The organism is Skermanella rosea (assembly GCF_016806835.2).
In the GTDB taxonomy this organism is placed as follows: domain Bacteria; phylum Pseudomonadota; class Alphaproteobacteria; order Azospirillales; family Azospirillaceae; genus Skermanella; species Skermanella rosea.
In genome coordinates this window covers 1,982,557-1,999,456 of the sequence record NZ_CP086111.1, presented here as the reverse complement: position 1 = coordinate 1,999,456, position 16,900 = coordinate 1,982,557, and the positions used below count along the sequence as shown (strand labels likewise).

15 protein-coding genes are annotated in these 16,900 nt (G+C 68.7%); 3 read left to right on the top strand and 12 right to left on the bottom strand.

The annotated features are described in order from the left end of the window. Window positions 1-40 precede the first annotated feature (40 nt). The 5 genes from JL101_RS09185 to JL101_RS09165 all read right to left on the bottom strand — a co-directional run bounded on the left by JL101_RS09185 (window position 41) and on the right by JL101_RS09165 (window position 4,890). The gene (locus JL101_RS09185) at window positions 41-601 is read right to left on the bottom strand and encodes a PRC-barrel domain-containing protein (protein ID WP_203100006.1); all 561 of its coding nucleotides are present in this window, start codon (window positions 599-601) and stop codon (window positions 41-43) included. A gap of 27 nt (window positions 602-628) precedes the next feature. Further along, entirely contained in the window at window positions 629-1,486 is an 858-nt protein-coding gene (locus tag JL101_RS09180; protein WP_203100004.1) for a PRC-barrel domain-containing protein, read from the bottom strand. A 111-nt stretch (window positions 1,487-1,597) separates the two neighbouring features. Further along, window positions 1,598-3,814: a DNA topoisomerase IV subunit A gene (gene parC / locus JL101_RS09175; protein ID WP_203100002.1), complete on the bottom strand. Its 2,217-nt coding sequence runs from the start codon at window positions 3,812-3,814 to the stop codon at window positions 1,598-1,600. 3 nt (window positions 3,815-3,817) lie between these two features. Then, complete coding sequence (gene recO / locus JL101_RS09170) at window positions 3,818-4,567, bottom strand: DNA repair protein RecO (protein WP_203100000.1); 750 nt, start codon at window positions 4,565-4,567, stop codon at window positions 3,818-3,820. 50 nt (window positions 4,568-4,617) lie between these two features. Further along, window positions 4,618-4,890, bottom strand: a complete 273-nt coding sequence (locus JL101_RS09165; protein WP_203099998.1) for a hypothetical protein — start codon at window positions 4,888-4,890, stop codon at window positions 4,618-4,620. A 216-nt stretch (window positions 4,891-5,106) separates the two neighbouring features. Between JL101_RS09165 and JL101_RS09160 the strand changes: the two genes are divergently transcribed. Beyond that, complete coding sequence (locus JL101_RS09160) at window positions 5,107-6,819, top strand: AMP-binding protein (protein ID WP_203099996.1); 1,713 nt, start codon at window positions 5,107-5,109, stop codon at window positions 6,817-6,819. Window positions 6,820-6,916: 97 nt separating this feature from the next. Next, window positions 6,917-7,471 carry a peptide-methionine (S)-S-oxide reductase MsrA gene (gene msrA, locus JL101_RS09155; protein WP_203099994.1) on the top strand — a complete coding sequence of 185 codons (555 nt, stop codon included), beginning with the start codon at window positions 6,917-6,919 and terminating at the stop codon, window positions 7,469-7,471. 209 nt (window positions 7,472-7,680) lie between these two features. Here the strand turns inward: msrA and JL101_RS09150 are convergent, their stop codons facing one another. Then, a complete protein-coding gene (locus JL101_RS09150) occupies window positions 7,681-8,721 on the bottom strand; it encodes an AI-2E family transporter (RefSeq protein ID WP_203099992.1) in 1,041 nt (346 codons plus the stop codon). Window positions 8,722-8,883: 162 nt separating this feature from the next. On the opposite strand from JL101_RS09150, the gene JL101_RS09145 reads away from it, so the two are divergent. Then, on the top strand, window positions 8,884-9,060 hold the full coding sequence (locus tag JL101_RS09145; RefSeq protein WP_158045886.1) for a CsbD family protein: 177 nt from the start codon (window positions 8,884-8,886) through the stop codon (window positions 9,058-9,060). Between the two features lie 481 nt (window positions 9,061-9,541). On the opposite strand, the gene JL101_RS09140 is transcribed toward JL101_RS09145, so the two are convergent. The 6 genes from JL101_RS09140 to JL101_RS09115 form a co-directional block, all read right to left on the bottom strand. Beyond that, the gene (locus JL101_RS09140) at window positions 9,542-10,822 is read right to left on the bottom strand and encodes an amidohydrolase family protein (RefSeq protein WP_203099990.1); all 1,281 of its coding nucleotides are present in this window, start codon (window positions 10,820-10,822) and stop codon (window positions 9,542-9,544) included. Next, window positions 10,822-11,769, bottom strand: coding sequence for an ABC transporter permease (locus JL101_RS09135; RefSeq protein ID WP_203100117.1), 948 nt, complete (start codon window positions 11,767-11,769; stop codon window positions 10,822-10,824). Before JL101_RS09135 ends, JL101_RS09140 begins: the two co-directional genes overlap by 1 nt. Window positions 11,770-11,794: 25 nt before the next feature. Then, window positions 11,795-12,847: an ABC transporter permease gene (locus JL101_RS09130; protein ID WP_203099988.1), complete on the bottom strand. Its 1,053-nt coding sequence runs from the start codon at window positions 12,845-12,847 to the stop codon at window positions 11,795-11,797. A 15-nt stretch (window positions 12,848-12,862) separates the two neighbouring features. Next, a complete protein-coding gene (locus JL101_RS09125) occupies window positions 12,863-14,410 on the bottom strand; it encodes an ABC transporter ATP-binding protein (protein ID WP_203099986.1) in 1,548 nt (515 codons plus the stop codon). A gap of 10 nt (window positions 14,411-14,420) precedes the next feature. Continuing rightward, on the bottom strand, window positions 14,421-15,431 hold the full coding sequence (locus JL101_RS09120; protein ID WP_203099984.1) for a BMP family protein: 1,011 nt from the start codon (window positions 15,429-15,431) through the stop codon (window positions 14,421-14,423). A 261-nt stretch (window positions 15,432-15,692) separates the two neighbouring features. Next, window positions 15,693-16,886 (bottom strand): MFS transporter, encoded by a 1,194-nt coding sequence (locus tag JL101_RS09115; protein WP_203099982.1) that lies wholly within the window; start codon window positions 16,884-16,886, stop codon window positions 15,693-15,695. Window positions 16,887-16,900: the final 14 nt, after the last annotated feature.

The following is a 16,900-nucleotide window of genomic DNA, read 5'->3' as shown; positions in this document are numbered from 1 at the left end:
TCCTACCCGTACTTCTACGCTTTTCCTGGATTGCCGACCGTCACTGGTCGTTCTGCTCCGGACCGATGATCGTCCTGGCTTCGGCGCCGTACTCGAACTCCGGCGCGTTATCCAGTTCCTCCTCGTTCAGGGTCGCGATCAGCGCGTTGCCCTGGGGATCGACCCGGACCCGGTCCCACGGCAGCGTGACCAGCTGCTCGCCCAGCCCGAGAATTCTCGATCGGGACATGACCAGGCTGGTTATCGACGGGCTGTCGGGCTCGGTCACGAAGTCGCGCACCTCGCCGATATCCTCGCCCGCGGCATTGCGGACGTTCCAGCCGACCACGTCCTCCGGCATGCGGCCGGCGATGGTCGGGACCTCGACGACGCGGATCTGCGGCTCGCCCGTCGTCTCGACCTGCACCTCGGCGGGTGCCGATTCGATCCGGATCTGCGGGTCGGCCGGCCGGACCTCTACCGTGCCCTGGCCCTGGACGACGGCTCCGGCCGGCGCCTGCTGATCCGCCGGCTGCGGCGGCGGTGCCGCCTGGTCCTGGGCGAGGGCCGGTGCGGCCAGGCAGAGCGCCAGGGCCGGCGCCAGGAGAAGGTGTCTCTTCATGGGGTTTGCTCCTGTTGGCGGCGCGGGTCAGCGGGCGGGGCCGACGACGGCGTTGGCGCCTTCGGCATAGTCGTGGTCGGGCGCGGCTTCGAGTTGCTGCCGGTCCATCGGCAGGGTGACCGGCCCGTCCTGCGGTTCGGCGTTCATCTGCCCCCACGGCACCGCGACCTCCTTGGGCGCGCCGAGATAGCCACCCACATCGATGATCGCGGTCTCCACGGTTCCGGCCGGCCCGAGCAGGAGATCCCGGATCTGGCCGACCGGCTCGCCCTGGGCATTGACCACGGGGCGGCCGATCATCCGCTCCGGTGCCACGCCCGCCACGGGACCGTCGGCCGGCGCCGCTTCGGGTGCCGGCTCGGGTGCCGGCGCGGGCGGAACGGCCGGCGCGGGAGCCGGGACCGGCACGACCGGCTGGACGTCGATCCGAGGCTCCGGCTGCTCGATGACCACCTGCGGCTGGGCCTGCTGCACGTCGATCCGGGGCTGCGCCTGCTGCACCGTCACCCGGGGCTCCGGCTGCTCGACCTGGATCTCGGGATCCGATTGCTCGATGATCACCTCGGGCTCGCGCTGCCGGACGATCACCTGAGGCTGGAATTGGCGGACCGTGATCTCGGGCGGCGGCTGGCGCACGATGATCCGGGGCGGCGCCTGCCGGACGATGATCTGCGGCGCCTGCTGCTCGATTATGATCTCCGGCGGCTGCTGTTCCACCGTCACCTCCGGCGGCGGCTGCTGGACGTCCACCGAGGCCGGGGGCTGCTGGACGTTGATCTCCGGCCCTGGCGGCGCCGTCACGGGGGCGGGCTGTTGCGCACCCGCTGCCGGGACCCAGGACCAGGTGGCCAGCGCGGCGGTCGTCATCATCAGGCTTCTGCGCATCCCACTCTCCGACAGTCGTCTCGTGCCCCGGCATCCATGATGCCGGGCCTTCGTGCGACGAAGAACGAAACGACGGTCGGAGTGTTCCTCGGCGGGACAGCTTTATCGGGATCAGGCGAAGCGGTTGTTCTTTGGGAACCCGTTGGGCGGCAGTCGCCCGGAGGTGCCCCGGTTGCCCTTCCAGGGGGTCATGTCGGCCTCCAGCCGGGTGCGTTCCCCGCTCTTCCACGACAGCCCATCCGAGAATTTGAAGGTCGTCAAGTCGGCGAGGCTGCCGTCGGTGTATTTCTGGATCATGACGCCGCGGCCCCGCGCCATCACCGGCACCTCCTCCAGCGGGAAGACCAGTAGCTTGCGGTTGTTGCCGATCGCCGCGACCGTGTCGCCCTCCGCCGGGATGCAGAATCTGGCCTCGACGCCGTCGCCGAGCGTCATGACCTGCTTGCCGCCGCGGGTCTGGGCGATCACCTCGTCCTCCTCCACCTGGAAGCCCCGGCCGTTGGAGGCCGCGACCAGCAGCCGGCGTCCCGGCCGGTGCTTGAACAGGGTGACCAGGTCGGCGTCGTTGGCGAGGTCGATCATCAGCCTCAGCGGCTCGCCGAAACCCCGGCCGCGCGGCAGCTTGTCCACCCCCAGCGTATAGAACCGGCCGTTGGTGCCGAGCACGATCAGCTTGTCCGTGGTCTCCACCCGGAGCACGAAGCGCTCCCGGTCGCCGTCCTTGTACTTGATGTCGGACGTATCGGCCTGATGGCCCTTCACCGTGCGGATCCAGCCCTTCTCGGAGCAGAAGACGGTGACCGGCTCGCGCTCGACCATCGCCTCCAGCGGGATGATCACGGCGGAGGGGGCGTCGGCCACCACCGTCCGGCGGGCGCCCAGCTTGGTCGCCTTGCCGAACCGCTTGCGCGTCTCCGCGATCTGCTTGGCGATCGCCTTCCAGCGCCGGGGCTCGTTCTCCAGCAGGTCCAGCAGGTCGGCGCGCTCGGCCGACAGGCTGTCGTGCTCCTTGCGGATCTCGAACTCCTCCAACTTGCGCAGCGAGCGCAGCCGCATGTTCAGGATCGCCTCCGCCTGCACCTCCGTCAGCGAGAAGGTCTTCATCAGCGAGCGCTTGGGCTCGTCCTCCTCGCGGATGATCCGGATCACCTCGTCCAGGTTCAGGTAGGCGATCAGGTAGCCGCCCAGCACTTCCAGCCGGTGGTCGATCTTGCCCAGCCGGTGGCGCGAGCGCCGCTCCAGCACCTCGATCCGGTGCGCCAGGAAGGCTTGCAGGACCTCGCGCAGGTTCATGACGCGCGGGACGTTGTCCTTGTCCAGCACGTTCATGTTCAGGCCGAACCGGGTTTCCAGGTCGGTGGTCTTGAACAGCGATTCCATCAGCACGTCGGGATCGACGTTGCGGTTCTTCGGCACCAGGACGAGGCGGATGTCCTCCGCCGATTCGTCGCGCACGTCGTCGAGCAGGAACAGCTTCCGCGCCGCCAGCAGTTCGGCGATCTTCTCGATCAGCCGGCTCTTCTGGACCTGGTAGGGGATCTCGGTGACGACGATCTGCCAGGTGCCCTGCCCCAGCTTTTCGACCTCCCACCTGGCGCGCACCCGGAAGCTGCCGCGCCCGGTGCGGTAGGCCTCGGCGATGGCGGCCTGCGACTCGACCAGGATGCCGCCGGTCGGGAAATCGGGACCGGGGACGAACCGGATCAGGTCCTCGACCGTGGCGTCGGGCTTCTTGATCAGATGGCTCAGGGCGTCGCACAGCTCTTCTGCGTTGTGCGGCGGGATCGAGGTCGCCATGCCGACCGCGATGCCTTGCGAGCCGTTGGCCAGCAGGTTCGGGAAGGCGGCGGGCAGCACGATCGGCTCCTCGCCCTCGCCGTCGTAGGTGCCGCGGAAATCGACGGTATCCTCGTCGATCCCTTCGAGCAGGGCGCGGGCCACGTCGGTCAGGCGGGCCTCGGTGTACCGCATGGCGGCGGCGTTGTCGCCGTCGATGTTGCCGAAATTGCCCTGCCCGTCGATCAGCGGATAGCGGACCGCGAAGTCCTGCGCCAGCCGGACCAGCGCGTCATAGACCGCGGTGTCGCCGTGCGGGTGGAACTTACCGATCACGTCGCCGACGACGCGAGCGCATTTCTTGGGCGGGGTGTCCGGGTCCAGCTTCAGCTGGCTCATGGCGTAGAGCAGCCGACGGTGGACCGGCTTCAGCCCGTCGCGCACGTCAGGCAGCGAGCGCGCCATGATGGTGGACAGCGCGTAGGAGAGGTACCGCTCGCCGAGCGCCTCGGAGAGCGGCTTGTCGTGGATGTCGAGTGCAGGGTCGGTCATGTCTTATCTACTACCAGGAAGGGTAGCCATTTTGCGATAGCGTTCTATGAAGCGGGTCCGGGCCGCGGGCAAGGCCGCGACCGCCTGGGAGGAGGCATGAGCGAGCGCGTCGCGTTCCAGGAAATGCCCCGTCAGCTCGAGGCCGGCAAGCACTTCCGCCTCACTCCAGCCGGGCTGCCCGGCCAGGAAGCCCGGCAGGGGAAGCAGCCTGTCGCGGTAGGGCTCGCCGGCCGAGAGGGACACCGCCCGGCCGGTGCGCGGGCTGACATAGGCCAGCGCGTCGTTGCTTCCGGTGGCGGCGCAGGACGCCAGGTCGAGGCCGAAGCCCAGTTCCTGGAGAAGCCCCAGTTCCCACCGGACATAGGCCGGCGCCCACAGCGGGCTCTCGAACGCCTCCAGCAGGGCCGCCAGCCCGTGGAACACCGGCTCGTGCGGCTCCCGGTCGGGCAGGACGACCTCCGTCACGGTGCAGGCCGACACCAGCGCCGCCAGGCGCAGCGGGTCGTCCAGCATGCCGGCGGCGTTGTTGTGGATCGGCTCGATCGTGAAGGTCCCGAGATGGTCGGCCAGCCGGGCCCGCCAGCGGGCGCTGACCCGGTTGCCGGGCTGCAGGTTGCCGCGCTGCCTGGACGAACGGCCGCCCTGCACCAGGCCGGAATGCCGGCCATGGGTGCGGGTCAGCAGGGTGGCCACCACCGCCGCCTCGCCGTGCGGCCGGGCGGACAGCACGATCGCCTCGTCAGTCCATTCCATGGGGATGTTCTAGCAAAGTTCTCATCGGAATGCCTCAACGATCATGATTCTCAGTCGGGGAAAACAACCAAATGCCGGACATCTGTGATATCGTCACGGAACAAAATCCGCCAGCTGCCGTTAACCATAATGTTAACCGGATAATAACCACGGTCGTTCAGGGTGGAGGTCATCAGCCAAGCTCGTGAAACCTCCAAGATGGTGCTGTCATGTGGAACAGCTTTTCCAAGGACTGGGCGCGTTGGTCGCCCGCAGAACGCTTCGTAGCCCGCATGGTATTCCTTGCCGTGACGGTCGGTGCCGCGAGCCAGGCGGTCATCCACGTCATCTGATTTATATGGTGTGAGGACCGTGTCCTTTCATCTCGACGTTTGACTTTCGCCGCCAAATCAAACGTTGTTCGAATCCCGGCGCCTTCGTTTGCGCCATTTTACCCTCCGCCCGGATCGTTGTAGTCATCTGCCCGCGCGCCGAAGTGCGCCGGAGAAGGACCAAGACGAAGAAGGCACCGTGGCCGACGGTGCCGCGCGGAGGAAACGATGGCCGAACCCACCCAGACACCCCTGCTGACCCGCAGCTACGTCCACGGCGCGTCGCCTACGCCGCTGATCGGCGATACCATCGGCGTCCACCTGGACCGCATGGCGGCGCTGTCGCCGGAGGCCGACGCCCTGGTGGTCCGGCATCAGGGCGTCCGGCTGACCTACGCCCAGTTCAAGGCGGAGACCGACCGACTGGCCGCCGGGCTGATCGCGCTGGGGCTGAAGCCGGGTGACCGCATCGGGATCTGGTCGCAGAACAATTCGGAATGGGTGCTGACCCAGTTCGCCACGGCCAAGGCCGGGCTGGTGCTGGTCAACATCAACCCGGCCTACCGCACCCACGAGCTGGAATACGCGCTGAACAAGGTCGGCTGCAAGGCGCTGATCCTGGCCGATTCCTTCAAGAGCAGCGACTATCTCGGGATGCTGCGGCAGGTCGCCCCCGAACTCGACCGCTGCGCGCCCGGGCACCTGGAGTCGCACAAGCTGCCGGCCCTGCGGACGGTGATCCGGCTGGGGGCCGAGATCAGCGCCGGCATGTTCAACTTCGCCGATATCGCAGCGGGCGCCCGCGACGAGCATTTCGCGGAACTGGACCGGCTGCGCGACGCGCTCCAGTTCGACGAGGCTATCAACATCCAGTTCACCAGCGGCACCACGGGCAATCCCAAGGGCGCCACGCTGACCCACCACAATATCCTGAACAACGGCTTCTTCATCGGCGAGGCGATGCGCCTGACCGAGCGGGACCGGCTGTGCATCCCCGTGCCGTTCTACCACTGCTTCGGCATGGTGCTGGGCAACCTCGCCTGCGTCACCCACCGCGCCTGCATGGTGATCCCGGGGGAGGGGTTCGACGCCGAGGCCGTCCTCGCCACGGTCCAGGAGGAGCGCTGCACCGGCCTGCACGGCGTGCCGACCATGTTCATCTCCATCCTCAACCACCCCCGGTTCGGGGAATTCGACCTGACCACGCTGCGCACCGGCATCATGGCGGGCTCGCCCTGCCCGACCGAGGTGATGAAGCGGGTCGCCGGCGAGATGAACATGGGCGAGATCACCATCGCCTACGGCATGACGGAGACCAGCCCGGTCAGCTTCCAGAGCTCGGTGGACGACCCGCTGGAGCGGCGCGTCTCGACCGTCGGCCGCATCCAGCCGCACCTGGAGGTCAAGATCGTCGATGCCGAGGGCCGGATCGTCCCGGTCGGCACGCCCGGCGAACTGCTGACCCGCGGCTATTCCGTGATGCAGGGCTATTGGGGCGACGAGGAGCGCACCCGCGAGGCGATCGACGCCGGCCGCTGGATGCATACCGGCGACCTCGCCACCATCGACGCGGAGGGCTATTGCAACATCGTCGGCCGGATCAAGGACATGGTGATCCGCGGCGGCGAGAACATCTACCCGCGCGAGGTCGAGGAATTCCTCTACACTCATCCGCGGATCAAGGACGTCCAGGTCTTCGGCGTCCCCGACGAGCGGTTCGGCGAGCAGCTCTGCGCCTGGATCCATGTCCAGGACGGCGAGACGCTGACCGAGGAGGAGGTGCTGGAGTTCTGCCGGGGCAGCATCGCCCACTACAAGGTGCCGCGCTACATCCGCTTCGTGGACGGCTTCCCCATGACCGTGACCGGCAAGATCCAGAAATTCATCATGCGGCAGAAGATGGCCGAGGAGCTGAAGCTGGAGCCGGCGAAGACCGCCTGAGCCGCGCTCTCGCCAATGTGATGGGCCTGCGGGTGTTCGGCGGCGCCCGGAGGCACCACATGGCGGGAGTACCGACGACTCAAGAGGATGAAGCGTGATGGCCGCAGATCGGCAATTGGCACAGGCGACTTTCGGCGGCGGCTGCTTCTGGTGCACCGAAGCGGTCTTCCAGCAACTGCGCGGCGTGGAGAAGGTCCAGTCCGGCTATGCCGGCGGGCATGTGGAGAACCCCACCTACGAGCAGGTCTGCACCGCCCGGACCGGGCATGCCGAGGTGGTCCAGATCACCTACGACCCGGAGGTGATCTCCTACCGTGACCTGCTGGAAGTGTTCTTCACCACCCACGATCCGACGACGTTGAACCGCCAGGGCAACGATGTCGGCCCGCAGTACCGCTCGGTGGTCTTCTACCACGACGCGGAGCAGGAACAGACCGCGCGCGAGGTGATCAAGTCCTTCGGCGAGCGGCGGATCTGGGACCGCCCGATCGTGACCGAGCTGGCCCCCCTGCCCGTCTTCTATCCGGCGGAGGCGTACCACGACGACTATTACGCCCGCAACTCGGCCCAGCCCTATTGCCAGGTCGTGATCGCACCGAAGGTCGCCAAGGTCCGCAAGCAGTACATGAATCGCCTGAGGGGAACCGCCTGAGGGCAAGACTTCCGGAGCGGGGCTGCGGCTATTGGGCACGATGATTGCTTGCCCAACTAAAGGTGTTCCTCACGGCTGACATTCCTTCTTTCAATCGTCATGGCCGGATCAAGTCCGGCCATGACGAATCGGGGGACGTTTCTGCCCGTGATCGGTACTTTTCCGCTGGTGTCGATCATTGCGCCAGACAGCCGGGGGAGAAGGCCGGCTCAGGTTGCCGGCTTCCGCTTCCCCAGCGCGTCCTCCACATACAGCTTCTGGACGGCGACATAGGCCACGACCGTCAGCGGGGTCGCGAAGATGACGCCGAGGATGCCGAACATCAGGCCGAAGGCGACCACCGCGAACAGGGCGAGCGCGGGGGGCAGCGAGACCATCCGGCGCTCCACCATGGGCATGATCAGGTTGCCCTCGATCTGCTGGATCACGACGTACAGCACCAGGGTATAGACGACCGTGGACATGTCCACGGTGGAGGCGGCCAGCAGGGCGGGGATCGCGGTCGCGAAGGCCCCGATCAGCGGCACGAACTCGCCGAGGCCGGCCAGCAGCCCCAGGGCCAGGGCCGACGGCACGCCGAGTAGCCACAGGCCCAGGCTGGTCAGCGCCCCGACCATCAGCATGGAGATGAACTGGCCCTTCAGCCACTTGCCCAGCGCCTCCCCCATGGCGTCCAGGACCTCGCGCGTCCGCGCTTCCGCCGACTTCGGCATCAGGGCCACGACGCCCTCCCGGTAAAGCCCAGGCTGCGCCGCGAGGTAGACGCCGCCCGCGACCAGCAGCAGCACGTTGCCGAGCCCGCCGACCACCGTCATCAGGAGGCTTCCCGCCTGGCGGACCATGCCGCCCGAGACGCTGGCGGGATCGACTCCGCTGATGGCATCGAGCGCCGCCCTGCCCCAGGACGACCCCTGAAGCTGTTCCCGGACGCGTCCCCAGGCCTCGGGAACGACCTTGGTCAGCTGTTCGACCTGGCTCGACACCTGCGCGCCGAACAGCCAGCCGCAGATGCCCAGGACGATCACGATCGCCAGCAACACCGCCGCCAGTGCCCAGCCGCCGGAAACCGGCGAGTGGGCCGCCAGCCAGTCGGCCGACCGGCGCAGCAGAACGGCCAGCAATATGGCGCCGAACACCAGCAGCAGGACGTCTACGATCTGCCACGCCATCAGGGCGAGGCCGGCGATCAGCACGGCGACCAGCAGCAGGCGGGTGAAGCGTCCGGTCGTCAGGGCGCTGTCGATAGGCATGGTCGCGAACTCCGGAATTGGCGGCGCGGACAGGGCGTCGCCTTCCCAACGTCCCCCTGCCGGAGTTTGTTTCGCCCCGCCCGGGACGATTCCGGCCGACTCCTGTTGTCCTGTATACGATCGCGTCTGCGGACGCGGCAAACCTAGACCAAGGAATGCAAGATGACCGACGACCGGACCGAAGGCTCGATGAAGAAGATGAAGGGCGACCTGAAGGAAGGCGCCGGCAACCTGACCGGTGACAGCAAGCTCCAGTCCGAAGGCAAGTCCGACAAGGCCGAAGGCAAGATCCAGAACGCCCTCGGCGGCATCAAGGACGCGCTGACCGGCAAGAAGTAATTGGTTCGCTGAACGTCGTTCAGCTTACTGTCGCGGCGAAACGGCCCCGGCCCCCATCAGGGCCGGGGCCGTTTTCACGTGTCCAGTTCGGCTGCCGCTTCCGCTCCAGCGATGCGTTGGGCCACGGCCCAACCTACGATCGACAGCCAGCATCACCTCTGCCCTGCCTCAAACCGTAGGTTGGGCCGTGGCCCAACGCATTGCGGCAAATGGAACGGCAGGCTGTGTGGACCGGAGCGGGTCAACCCGGTCGGAAACCGCTCCGGAGCGAAGCGCGCAGCCTACTCGTCCGGCGTCTCGGGAGGAACTCCATCAAGCGGGCGAGCGTCGGCGTCCTCCGTCACACTGCCAGTGGTGACGCGGGTTCTGGCAAGCTTGCCGTCGAGGTGATCCGCAGCCTCCCGAAGCCCTTCCAGGACCTCGTCGGTAATGTTTCGGTGCGTGGTCATGCTCCGGAGTGTATCACGTCAAGCCGTTGCCGTCACCGCGCGCCCGTCGCGAACCCCACCCGCTCCGGCCTGCCGTCCAGGCTCAGCATGGCTTCCGCCGGGGCCGTCCGGCTGATCACGCGGCCGCGCCGCAGCACGAGCAGACGCGTCGCCTTCAGGCGGATCGCCTCGACCGGGTCGCGGGCCTGGAGCACCACCATGTCGGCGTTGCAGCCCACTTCCAGCCCATAGCCTTCCAGGCCCATCAGGCGCGCCGGGTTCTCGGTCACGGCGCGGAAGCAGGCGTTCATGCCGTCCACCGAGGTCATCTGCGCCACGTGCAGCCCCATGTGGGCGACTTCCAGCATGTCGCCGGAGCCCAGGGAGTACCAAGGGTCCATCACGCAGTCGTGGCCGAAGGCGACGGTCAGGCCGGCGGCCATCAGCTCCGGCACCCGGGTCATGCCGCGGCGCTTGGGATAGGTGTCGTGCCGGCCCTGGATGGTGATGTTGATCAGCGGGTTGGAGATCACGCCCAGGCCGGCTTCCGCCATCAGCGGGATCAGCTTGCTGACATAGTAATTGTCCATCGAGTGCATGGACGTCAGGTGCGAGCCCACGACCCGGCCGCCGAGGCCGAGCCGCCGGGTCTCGTAGGCCAGGGTCTCGACGTGCCGCGACAGGGGATCGTCGGTCTCGTCGCAATGCATGTCCACCCGCAGGCCGCGCTCGGCCGCGATCTCGCACAGCATGCGGACGGAAGCAGCCCCGTCCGCCATGGTGCGCTCGAAATGCGGGATGCCGCCGACCACGTCGACGCCCATGTCCAGCGCACGGTTCAGCAGTTCCGGGGCGTTCGCGTAGCGTAGGTAGCCGTCCTGCGGGAAGGCCACGAGCTGAAGGTCGATATAGGGCGCCACCCGCTGCCTGACCTCCAGCAGCGCCTCGACCGCCAGCAGGCGCGGGTCGCAGATGTCCACGTGGCTGCGGATCGCCAGGAGCCCGCGCCCGACCGCCCAGTCGCAATATTCCAGCGCCCGCTCGACCAGCGCCTCGCGGGTCAACAGGGGCTTCAGCTCGCCCCACAGGGCGATGCCCTCCAGCAGGGTGCCGGAGCGGTTGACCCGCGGCAGGCCGTAGCTCAGCGTCGCGTCCATGTGGAAGTGGGAATCGACGAAGGGCGGCGTCACCAGCCGTCCGGTCGCGTCGATCTCCTCCCCGGCCTGGGCCTCCAGGGCCGGCTGCACGGCGGCGATGCGGCCGCCGGTCACGCCGATATCGATGCCGGTCCTGCCGTCGGGCAGGTTGGCGTTGCGGACGATCAGGTCGAACATCAGTGTCGCTCCCCTTTGCGGAACGGGATCATCAGCGCCCGCGGATAGGCCGCGCGCCGGGACATCACGACCAGGGCCAGGATGCTCAGCAGGTACGGCAGCATCAGGAACACCTGGTACGGCAGGGCCGGCCCGACGATCTGCTGGAGCCGAAGCTGGAACGCGTCGAAGGCGGCGAACAGCACGGCGCCCAGCAGCGCCTTGCCCGGCCGCCACGACGCGAACACCACCAGCGCGATGCAGATCCAGCCCCGGCCGTTGATCATGTTGAAGAAGAAGGCGTTGAACGCCGACAGCGTCAGGAAGGCCCCGCCGACCGCCATCAGCGCGCTGCCGCACACCACGGCGCCGACCCGCACCGCGGTGACGTCGATCCCCTGGGCCTCGGCCGCCGCCGGGTTCTCGCCGACCATGCGCACCGCCAGCCCCGCCGGGGTCCGGTAAAGCACCCAGGCGACCAGCGCCACCGCCGCCAGAGCGGCGTAGGTCAGCGGCGTCTGGGTGAACAGCGCCGGCCCGATCACCGGGATGTCCGACAGCACGGGCACGGCAAAGGGCTGGAACGGCTCGACCGTGGGCGGCGTCGAGACCTGGGGCAGCGCCATGCGGTAGACGTAATAGGACAGGCTGGTGCCCAGCAGGGTCACGCCGATCCCGGTGACATGCTGCGACAGCCCGAGCGGCACCGTCAGCAGCGCGTGCAGGAGCCCGAGCAGAGCGCCCGCCAATGCTGCGACCAGCACGCCGGTCCACAGGCCGGCGCCCTGGTACACCGCCATCCAGCCGGCCAGGGCGCCCAGCGTCATGATCCCCTCGATGCCGAGGTTCAGCACCCCGGCCCGCTCGCATACCAGCTCGCCCAGCGTGCCCAGGATATAGGGGGTCGCGATGCGCAGCGTCGCCGCCCAGAAGGTGGCGGACAGCAGCAGGTCGGCGATCTCGCCCATCATGGCCGGTTCTCCAATCCACGGTTCACGGCGACCGCCGGATGCGATAGCGGACCAGGAACGACGACACCAGCACGCAGAGCAGGCTCACCGCGACCAGCACCTCCGCGATATAGTTCGGCACGGCCACGGTCCGGCTCATGGCGTCGGCGCCCACGAAGACCGCCGCCACGAAGACCGAGGCCGCGATCACGCCGAGCGGGTGGAGCTGCGCCAGCATCGCCACCACGATCCCGCTGTAGCCGAAGCCGGGCGACAGGTCGAGCGTCAGGTAGCCCCGGAGACCGGCGATCTCGGCGGCACCGGCCAGCCCGGCCAGCCCGCCCGACAGCACCGCCACCTTCAGCATCACCCGGTTGACCGGGATGCCGGCGAAGCCCGCCGCCGCCGGGTTGGCGCCGACCGCCTTGATCTCGTAGCCCCATGTCGTCCGGGTGTTCATGATCCACAGCGCCACCGCCGCGACCAGCGCCAGGACCAGCCCGGCATGCAGCCGCGACCGTTCCAGCAGGCGCGGCAGCTCCGCTTCCGGCAGGACCGGGGCGCTCTGCGGCCAGCCCATGCCCATCGGGTCCTTCAACGGTCCCTCCAGCATCATGGAGACGAACAGCAGCACGATGAAGTTCAGCAGCAGCGTGGTCACCACCTCGTCCACGCCCAGCCTCGTCTTCAGCACCGTCGGGCCGACCAGCAGGGCCGAGCCGGCCAGCGCGCCGCCCAGCAGCGCCGCCGGAAGCAACGCCCAGCCCGGCAGGTCGAGCATGCCGCCGCCCAAGATGACGGCGACCAAAGCCCCGGCATAGAGCTGCCCCTCCGCGCCGATGTTCCACAGCTTCGCGCGGAACGCCACCGCCGCCGCCAGCCCGGTCAGCATCAGCGGCGTCGCCCGGGTCAGCGTCTCGGCCAGCGCGAATCGGCTGCCCAGCGCGCCCTGGAACAGCAGCGCGTACGCCTCCCCCACGCCGGTCCCGGTCCAGGCGATCAGCGCCGCGCACAGCGCCAGCGCCGCGACGACCGCCCCGGCCGGGGCCAGCAAGCGCAAGGCCGCGGACGGGTGCGCCCTCGGTTCAAAAAGCATTTTCAGGCAGCATATTCAGTTCGCTTCCGACAGTTCTTCCCAATGCCCCGCCATCGCCAGCCCCAGCCGGCGGATGGTGACCCCGGCGCGCGGCTGGAGGGGGGACAGCCTGCCGCGGTGGATCACGGCGACCTGGTCGGCCAGCGACAGGATCTCGTCCAGATCCTCCGAGATCAACAGCACGCCGGCCCCGGCGGCCCGGGCGTCCAGCAGCCGCTCGTGGACATAGGCCACCGCGCCGACGTCGAGGCCCCGGGTCGGCTGGTTGGCAAGGATAAGCCCCGGGCCATAGCTCAGCGTTCGGCCCAGGATCAGCTTCTGCATGTTGCCGCCCGACAGAAGGCGCGACACCGCGTCCGGCCCCGGGCAGCGCACGTCGTAGTCCCGGATGACGGTTTCGGCGCGCCCGCGCGCGGCGTCCCGCTTCAGGAATCCAATGCTGGAGAATTCCGGCAGCCGGTAGCGCTCGGCGATCAGGTTCTCCCACACCGTCATGTCGCCGACCAGCCCGGTCGCGTGGCGGTCCTCGGGGATGCGCGCCACCCCGCGGCGGATCATATCGCCCGGCCGGGCCGATCGGACTTCGTCGCCCAGCACCCGCAGCCGCCCGGCGTCCGGGACGATCAGGCCACTGACCAGGTCGGCCAGGACGGACTGCCCGTTGCCGGAGACGCCGGCGATGCCGACGATCTGGTGCCGGCGGACGGTCAGGTCCACCGCGTCCAGCGCGGGTTTGCCCCCCGCCGCCACGGTGACGCCGGACAGGACCAGCACCGGCTCCCCGGCGTCCAGGGGCTGGACGGTCGGGGCCTTCAGGGTTCGGCCGATCATCAGCTCGGCCAGCTCGCCCCGGCTGGTCTCCGCGGTGCGCCGGAGCGCCACCAGGCGCCCGCCGCGCAGCACGCCGACCACGTCGCTGGCGGCCATGACCTCGTTCATCTTGTGGCTGATGAAGACGACCGCCAGCCCTTCCGCGGTCAGCAGCCTCAGGGTGGCGAACAGCCGGTCGCTCTCCTGCGGGGTCAGGACGGCGGTCGGCTCGTCCAGGATCAGGATGCGGGCGTCGCGGTACAGCGCCTTCAGGATCTCGACCCGCTGGCGCTCGCCGACCGACAGCGAGCCGACCCGGGCGTCGGGATCGACCGCGAGGCCGAACCTGTCCGCCAGCTCCGCCAGCCTGCGCCGGCCCCGGCGGCGGTCCGACCGGAGGCGCCAGAGCGGCTCCGTTCCCAGGATCACGTTGTCCAGGACCGACAGGTTGTCGGCCAGCGTGAAATGCTGATGGACCATGCAGATGCCGGCGGCCAGCGCCGCCTTGGGCGAGCCCGGCGACAGCGGCCGGCCGAACGCCTCGATATGCCCCGCGTCGGCCACGTAATGGCCGAACAGGATGTTCATCAGCGTGGTCTTGCCGGCGCCGTTCTCGCCCAGCAGGGCCATCACCTGGCCGCCGCGGAGCTCCAGCGAGACGTCGTCGTTGGCGACCAGCGGCCCGAAACGCTTGGTGATGCCGGCGAGCCGGAGGACGACGTCCCGCTCGCCGGCGGAAGTGGACTGCGACACAAAGAACCGCCTACATCGACGACTTGGGCTCGCCGTCGTTCACCTTGACGGTGAAGGTCCCGGCGCGGATCTGCTCCTCGCGCTCACGGACCTTCGCCACCGCCTCCGCCGGGACCTTGCCCTCGAAGGTGCCGAGCGGCGCCAGGCTCGACCCCATGAACTTCATGGTGCTGAACTGGCCGTAGTCCTCGCCGATGAACTTGCCCTCGCGGACCGCCGCGATGGCCCGGAAGATGGTCGGCTCCATGTGCCAGAGGGCGCTGGCGACCACCGTCTCCGGGTATTGCGGCTGGGTGTCGATGACGTTGCCGATGGCGAGCTTGCCGCGCTCCTTGGCGGCGTCCGACACGCCGAAGCGCTCGGCGTACAGGATGTCGGCGCCCCGGTCGATCATCGCGAAGGCGGCTTCCTTGGCCTTGGGCGGATCGAACCAGGAGCCGATGAAGCTGACCATGAACCTGATGTCGGGCTTGGCCTCCTTGGCGCCATCCATGAAGGCGTTCATCAGCCGGTTGACCTCGGGAATCGGGTAGCCGCCGACCATGCCGATGATGCCCGACTTGGACATGGCGCCCGCAATCATCCCGGTCAGGTAAGCCGGCTCCTGGATATAGTTGTCGAAGACCGAGAAGTTGTTCGCGACCGGCCCGAAGCTGGACCCCATCAGGAAGGCGGTCTTGGGATAATCCTTGGCGACCGCGCGCGCCGGCCGCTCGACCGCGAAGGCCTCGCCGACGATCAGCTGCTGCCCGCCCTCGGCATATTGCCTCAGCACCCGCTCATAGTCGGTCGCGGCGACGGACTCGGCCCAGACATACTCGATCTCACCGCGGCCCTCGGCCTCCTTCAGGGCCTTGTGGATCCGGCCGACCCACTGCTGCTCGATCGGAACGGTGTAAACGCCCGCGACCTTGACCTTAGCCTGCGCCAGGGCGCCGGCGGCGCCGCTCCCCAGGGCCACCGCGCCCGCCAAGGCTCCCGCCACCGCAAGCACGGTCCGCCGCCCGATCATCCGTCCCATCGACATCCCCATTCCGTCAGCCCCTCGTAACCGGCATCATAGCGCCGCCACCCGAAGCAACCCCCATGCCATGCCGGCCACCGGCGCGGTACGAATGTTTCCGATCCGCCGCGGGCACTCCGGCATGATGATTTCCCGGGCAGCGCCTGTTTTCCAGGCGCCGGCGGCCGTAACCTAGCTTGGAAGAAGTCGGCATGCTCCCGGCCAAAAGCGGTATGACCAATAAACCGTCCAGTCCAGCCGTCCAGCATGGTGGACAAGTTAGATAGCTAACCGCCGCTCCCGCCGGGAACCAGCGGCATACCACAAGGTCACCGCCAGCGCCGCCGCCAGGAAAGGCAGGGCGCTGTAATTGACTGCCTGCCAGCCCAGCGCGCCCAGCAGGCCGGCGGACCCGAAGGAGGCGACGGCGGCGCAGGCCGCGATCGTGGTCTCGGCGAAGCCCTGCACCCTGCCGCGTTCCTCCGGGCGATAGGACCGGGTCAGCAGGGTTGTTCCGGCGATATACATGAAGTTCCACCCCACGCCGAGCAGCACCAGCCCGGCCTGGAAGTGCAGCAATTGCTGGTCCCAGGCGGAGACGGCGGCGCTCAGGCCCAGGATCACGGCGCCCAGGGCCGAGATCGCGGGCGCCCCCAGGCGGTCGATCAGGCGCCCGGTGAAGAAGGACGGCACGAACATGCCCAGCACATGGGCCCGGATCGTGCCGGCCGCGTCGCCGACGGTGAGGTTGCACGCGACCATGGCCAGCGGCGTCGCGTGCATCACCAGCACCATAACCGCATGGCCGACGGCGGCGCTCGCCAGGGCGGCCAGGAACACCGGCTGCCGGGCGATCTCGACCATCGGCCTTCCCTGCCCCGCCATCTCGGCCACGCGTGCCTCTTGGGGCGCCATCAGGGCCAGTGGGATCAGCGTCAGGACGCTCAACGCGGACAGGGCCAGGAACGATCCGGCGAACAGCACCGGAGCGAACAGGTCCTTGGTCCACAAGGCCAGAGGCGGCGCCACCATGGCCGCGGCGATGCCGCCGGCCAGCACCAGCGACACCGCCCGGCCGCGGCGCTCCGGCTCCACCCTGTCCACCGCCGCCAGCCGGTAGTACTGGGCCGCCGCCTGGTGCGCTCCCAGGACGAGGTTGCCCAAGCAGAAAATCAGGAAATCGGCGCGGAAGATGCCGATGGCGCAGATCACGCCCCCGAGCACCCCGGCCAGCGCGCCGGCGGCGAAGCCCGCCCGCCGCCCGTGCCGCTGCATCAGCAGCGAGACCGGCCGGGCCAGCGCGATGTTCGATACCATCAGCAGGCCCACGGGAAAGGTCGCGAGCGCCGCGACCGGCGCGATGGTCTGGCCGATCAGCCCGGTCAGGGTGATGCTGATCATCAGGCCGGTCCAGAAGAGGGCTTGGCAGATGCAGAGTATCAGGGCGTCGCGGCCCTCGCGCAGGATCCACACGATGTTCCCCCGGA

Excerpts from the sequence above, each read along its gene's own strand:
- JL101_RS09185 (WP_203100006.1), bottom strand. The coding sequence starts at position 601 with ATGAAGAGACACCTTCTCCTGGCGCCGGCCCTGGCGCTCTGCCTGGCC.
- JL101_RS09180 (WP_203100004.1), bottom strand. The coding sequence starts at position 1,486 with ATGCGCAGAAGCCTGATGATGACGACCGCCGCGCTGGCCACCTGGTCC.
- parC (WP_203100002.1), bottom strand. The coding sequence starts at position 3,814 with ATGACCGACCCTGCACTCGACATCCACGACAAGCCGCTCTCCGAGGCG.
- recO (WP_203100000.1), bottom strand. The coding sequence starts at position 4,567 with ATGGAATGGACTGACGAGGCGATCGTGCTGTCCGCCCGGCCGCACGGC.
- JL101_RS09160 (WP_203099996.1), top strand. The coding sequence starts at position 5,107 with ATGGCCGAACCCACCCAGACACCCCTGCTGACCCGCAGCTACGTCCAC.
- msrA (WP_203099994.1), top strand. The coding sequence starts at position 6,917 with ATGGCCGCAGATCGGCAATTGGCACAGGCGACTTTCGGCGGCGGCTGC.
- JL101_RS09150 (WP_203099992.1), bottom strand. The coding sequence starts at position 8,721 with ATGCCTATCGACAGCGCCCTGACGACCGGACGCTTCACCCGCCTGCTG.
- JL101_RS09145 (WP_158045886.1), top strand. The coding sequence starts at position 8,884 with ATGACCGACGACCGGACCGAAGGCTCGATGAAGAAGATGAAGGGCGAC.
- JL101_RS09140 (WP_203099990.1), bottom strand. The coding sequence starts at position 10,822 with ATGTTCGACCTGATCGTCCGCAACGCCAACCTGCCCGACGGCAGGACC.
- JL101_RS09135 (WP_203100117.1), bottom strand. The coding sequence starts at position 11,769 with ATGGGCGAGATCGCCGACCTGCTGCTGTCCGCCACCTTCTGGGCGGCG.
- JL101_RS09130 (WP_203099988.1), bottom strand. The coding sequence starts at position 12,847 with ATGCTTTTTGAACCGAGGGCGCACCCGTCCGCGGCCTTGCGCTTGCTG.
- JL101_RS09120 (WP_203099984.1), bottom strand. The coding sequence starts at position 15,431 with ATGGGACGGATGATCGGGCGGCGGACCGTGCTTGCGGTGGCGGGAGCC.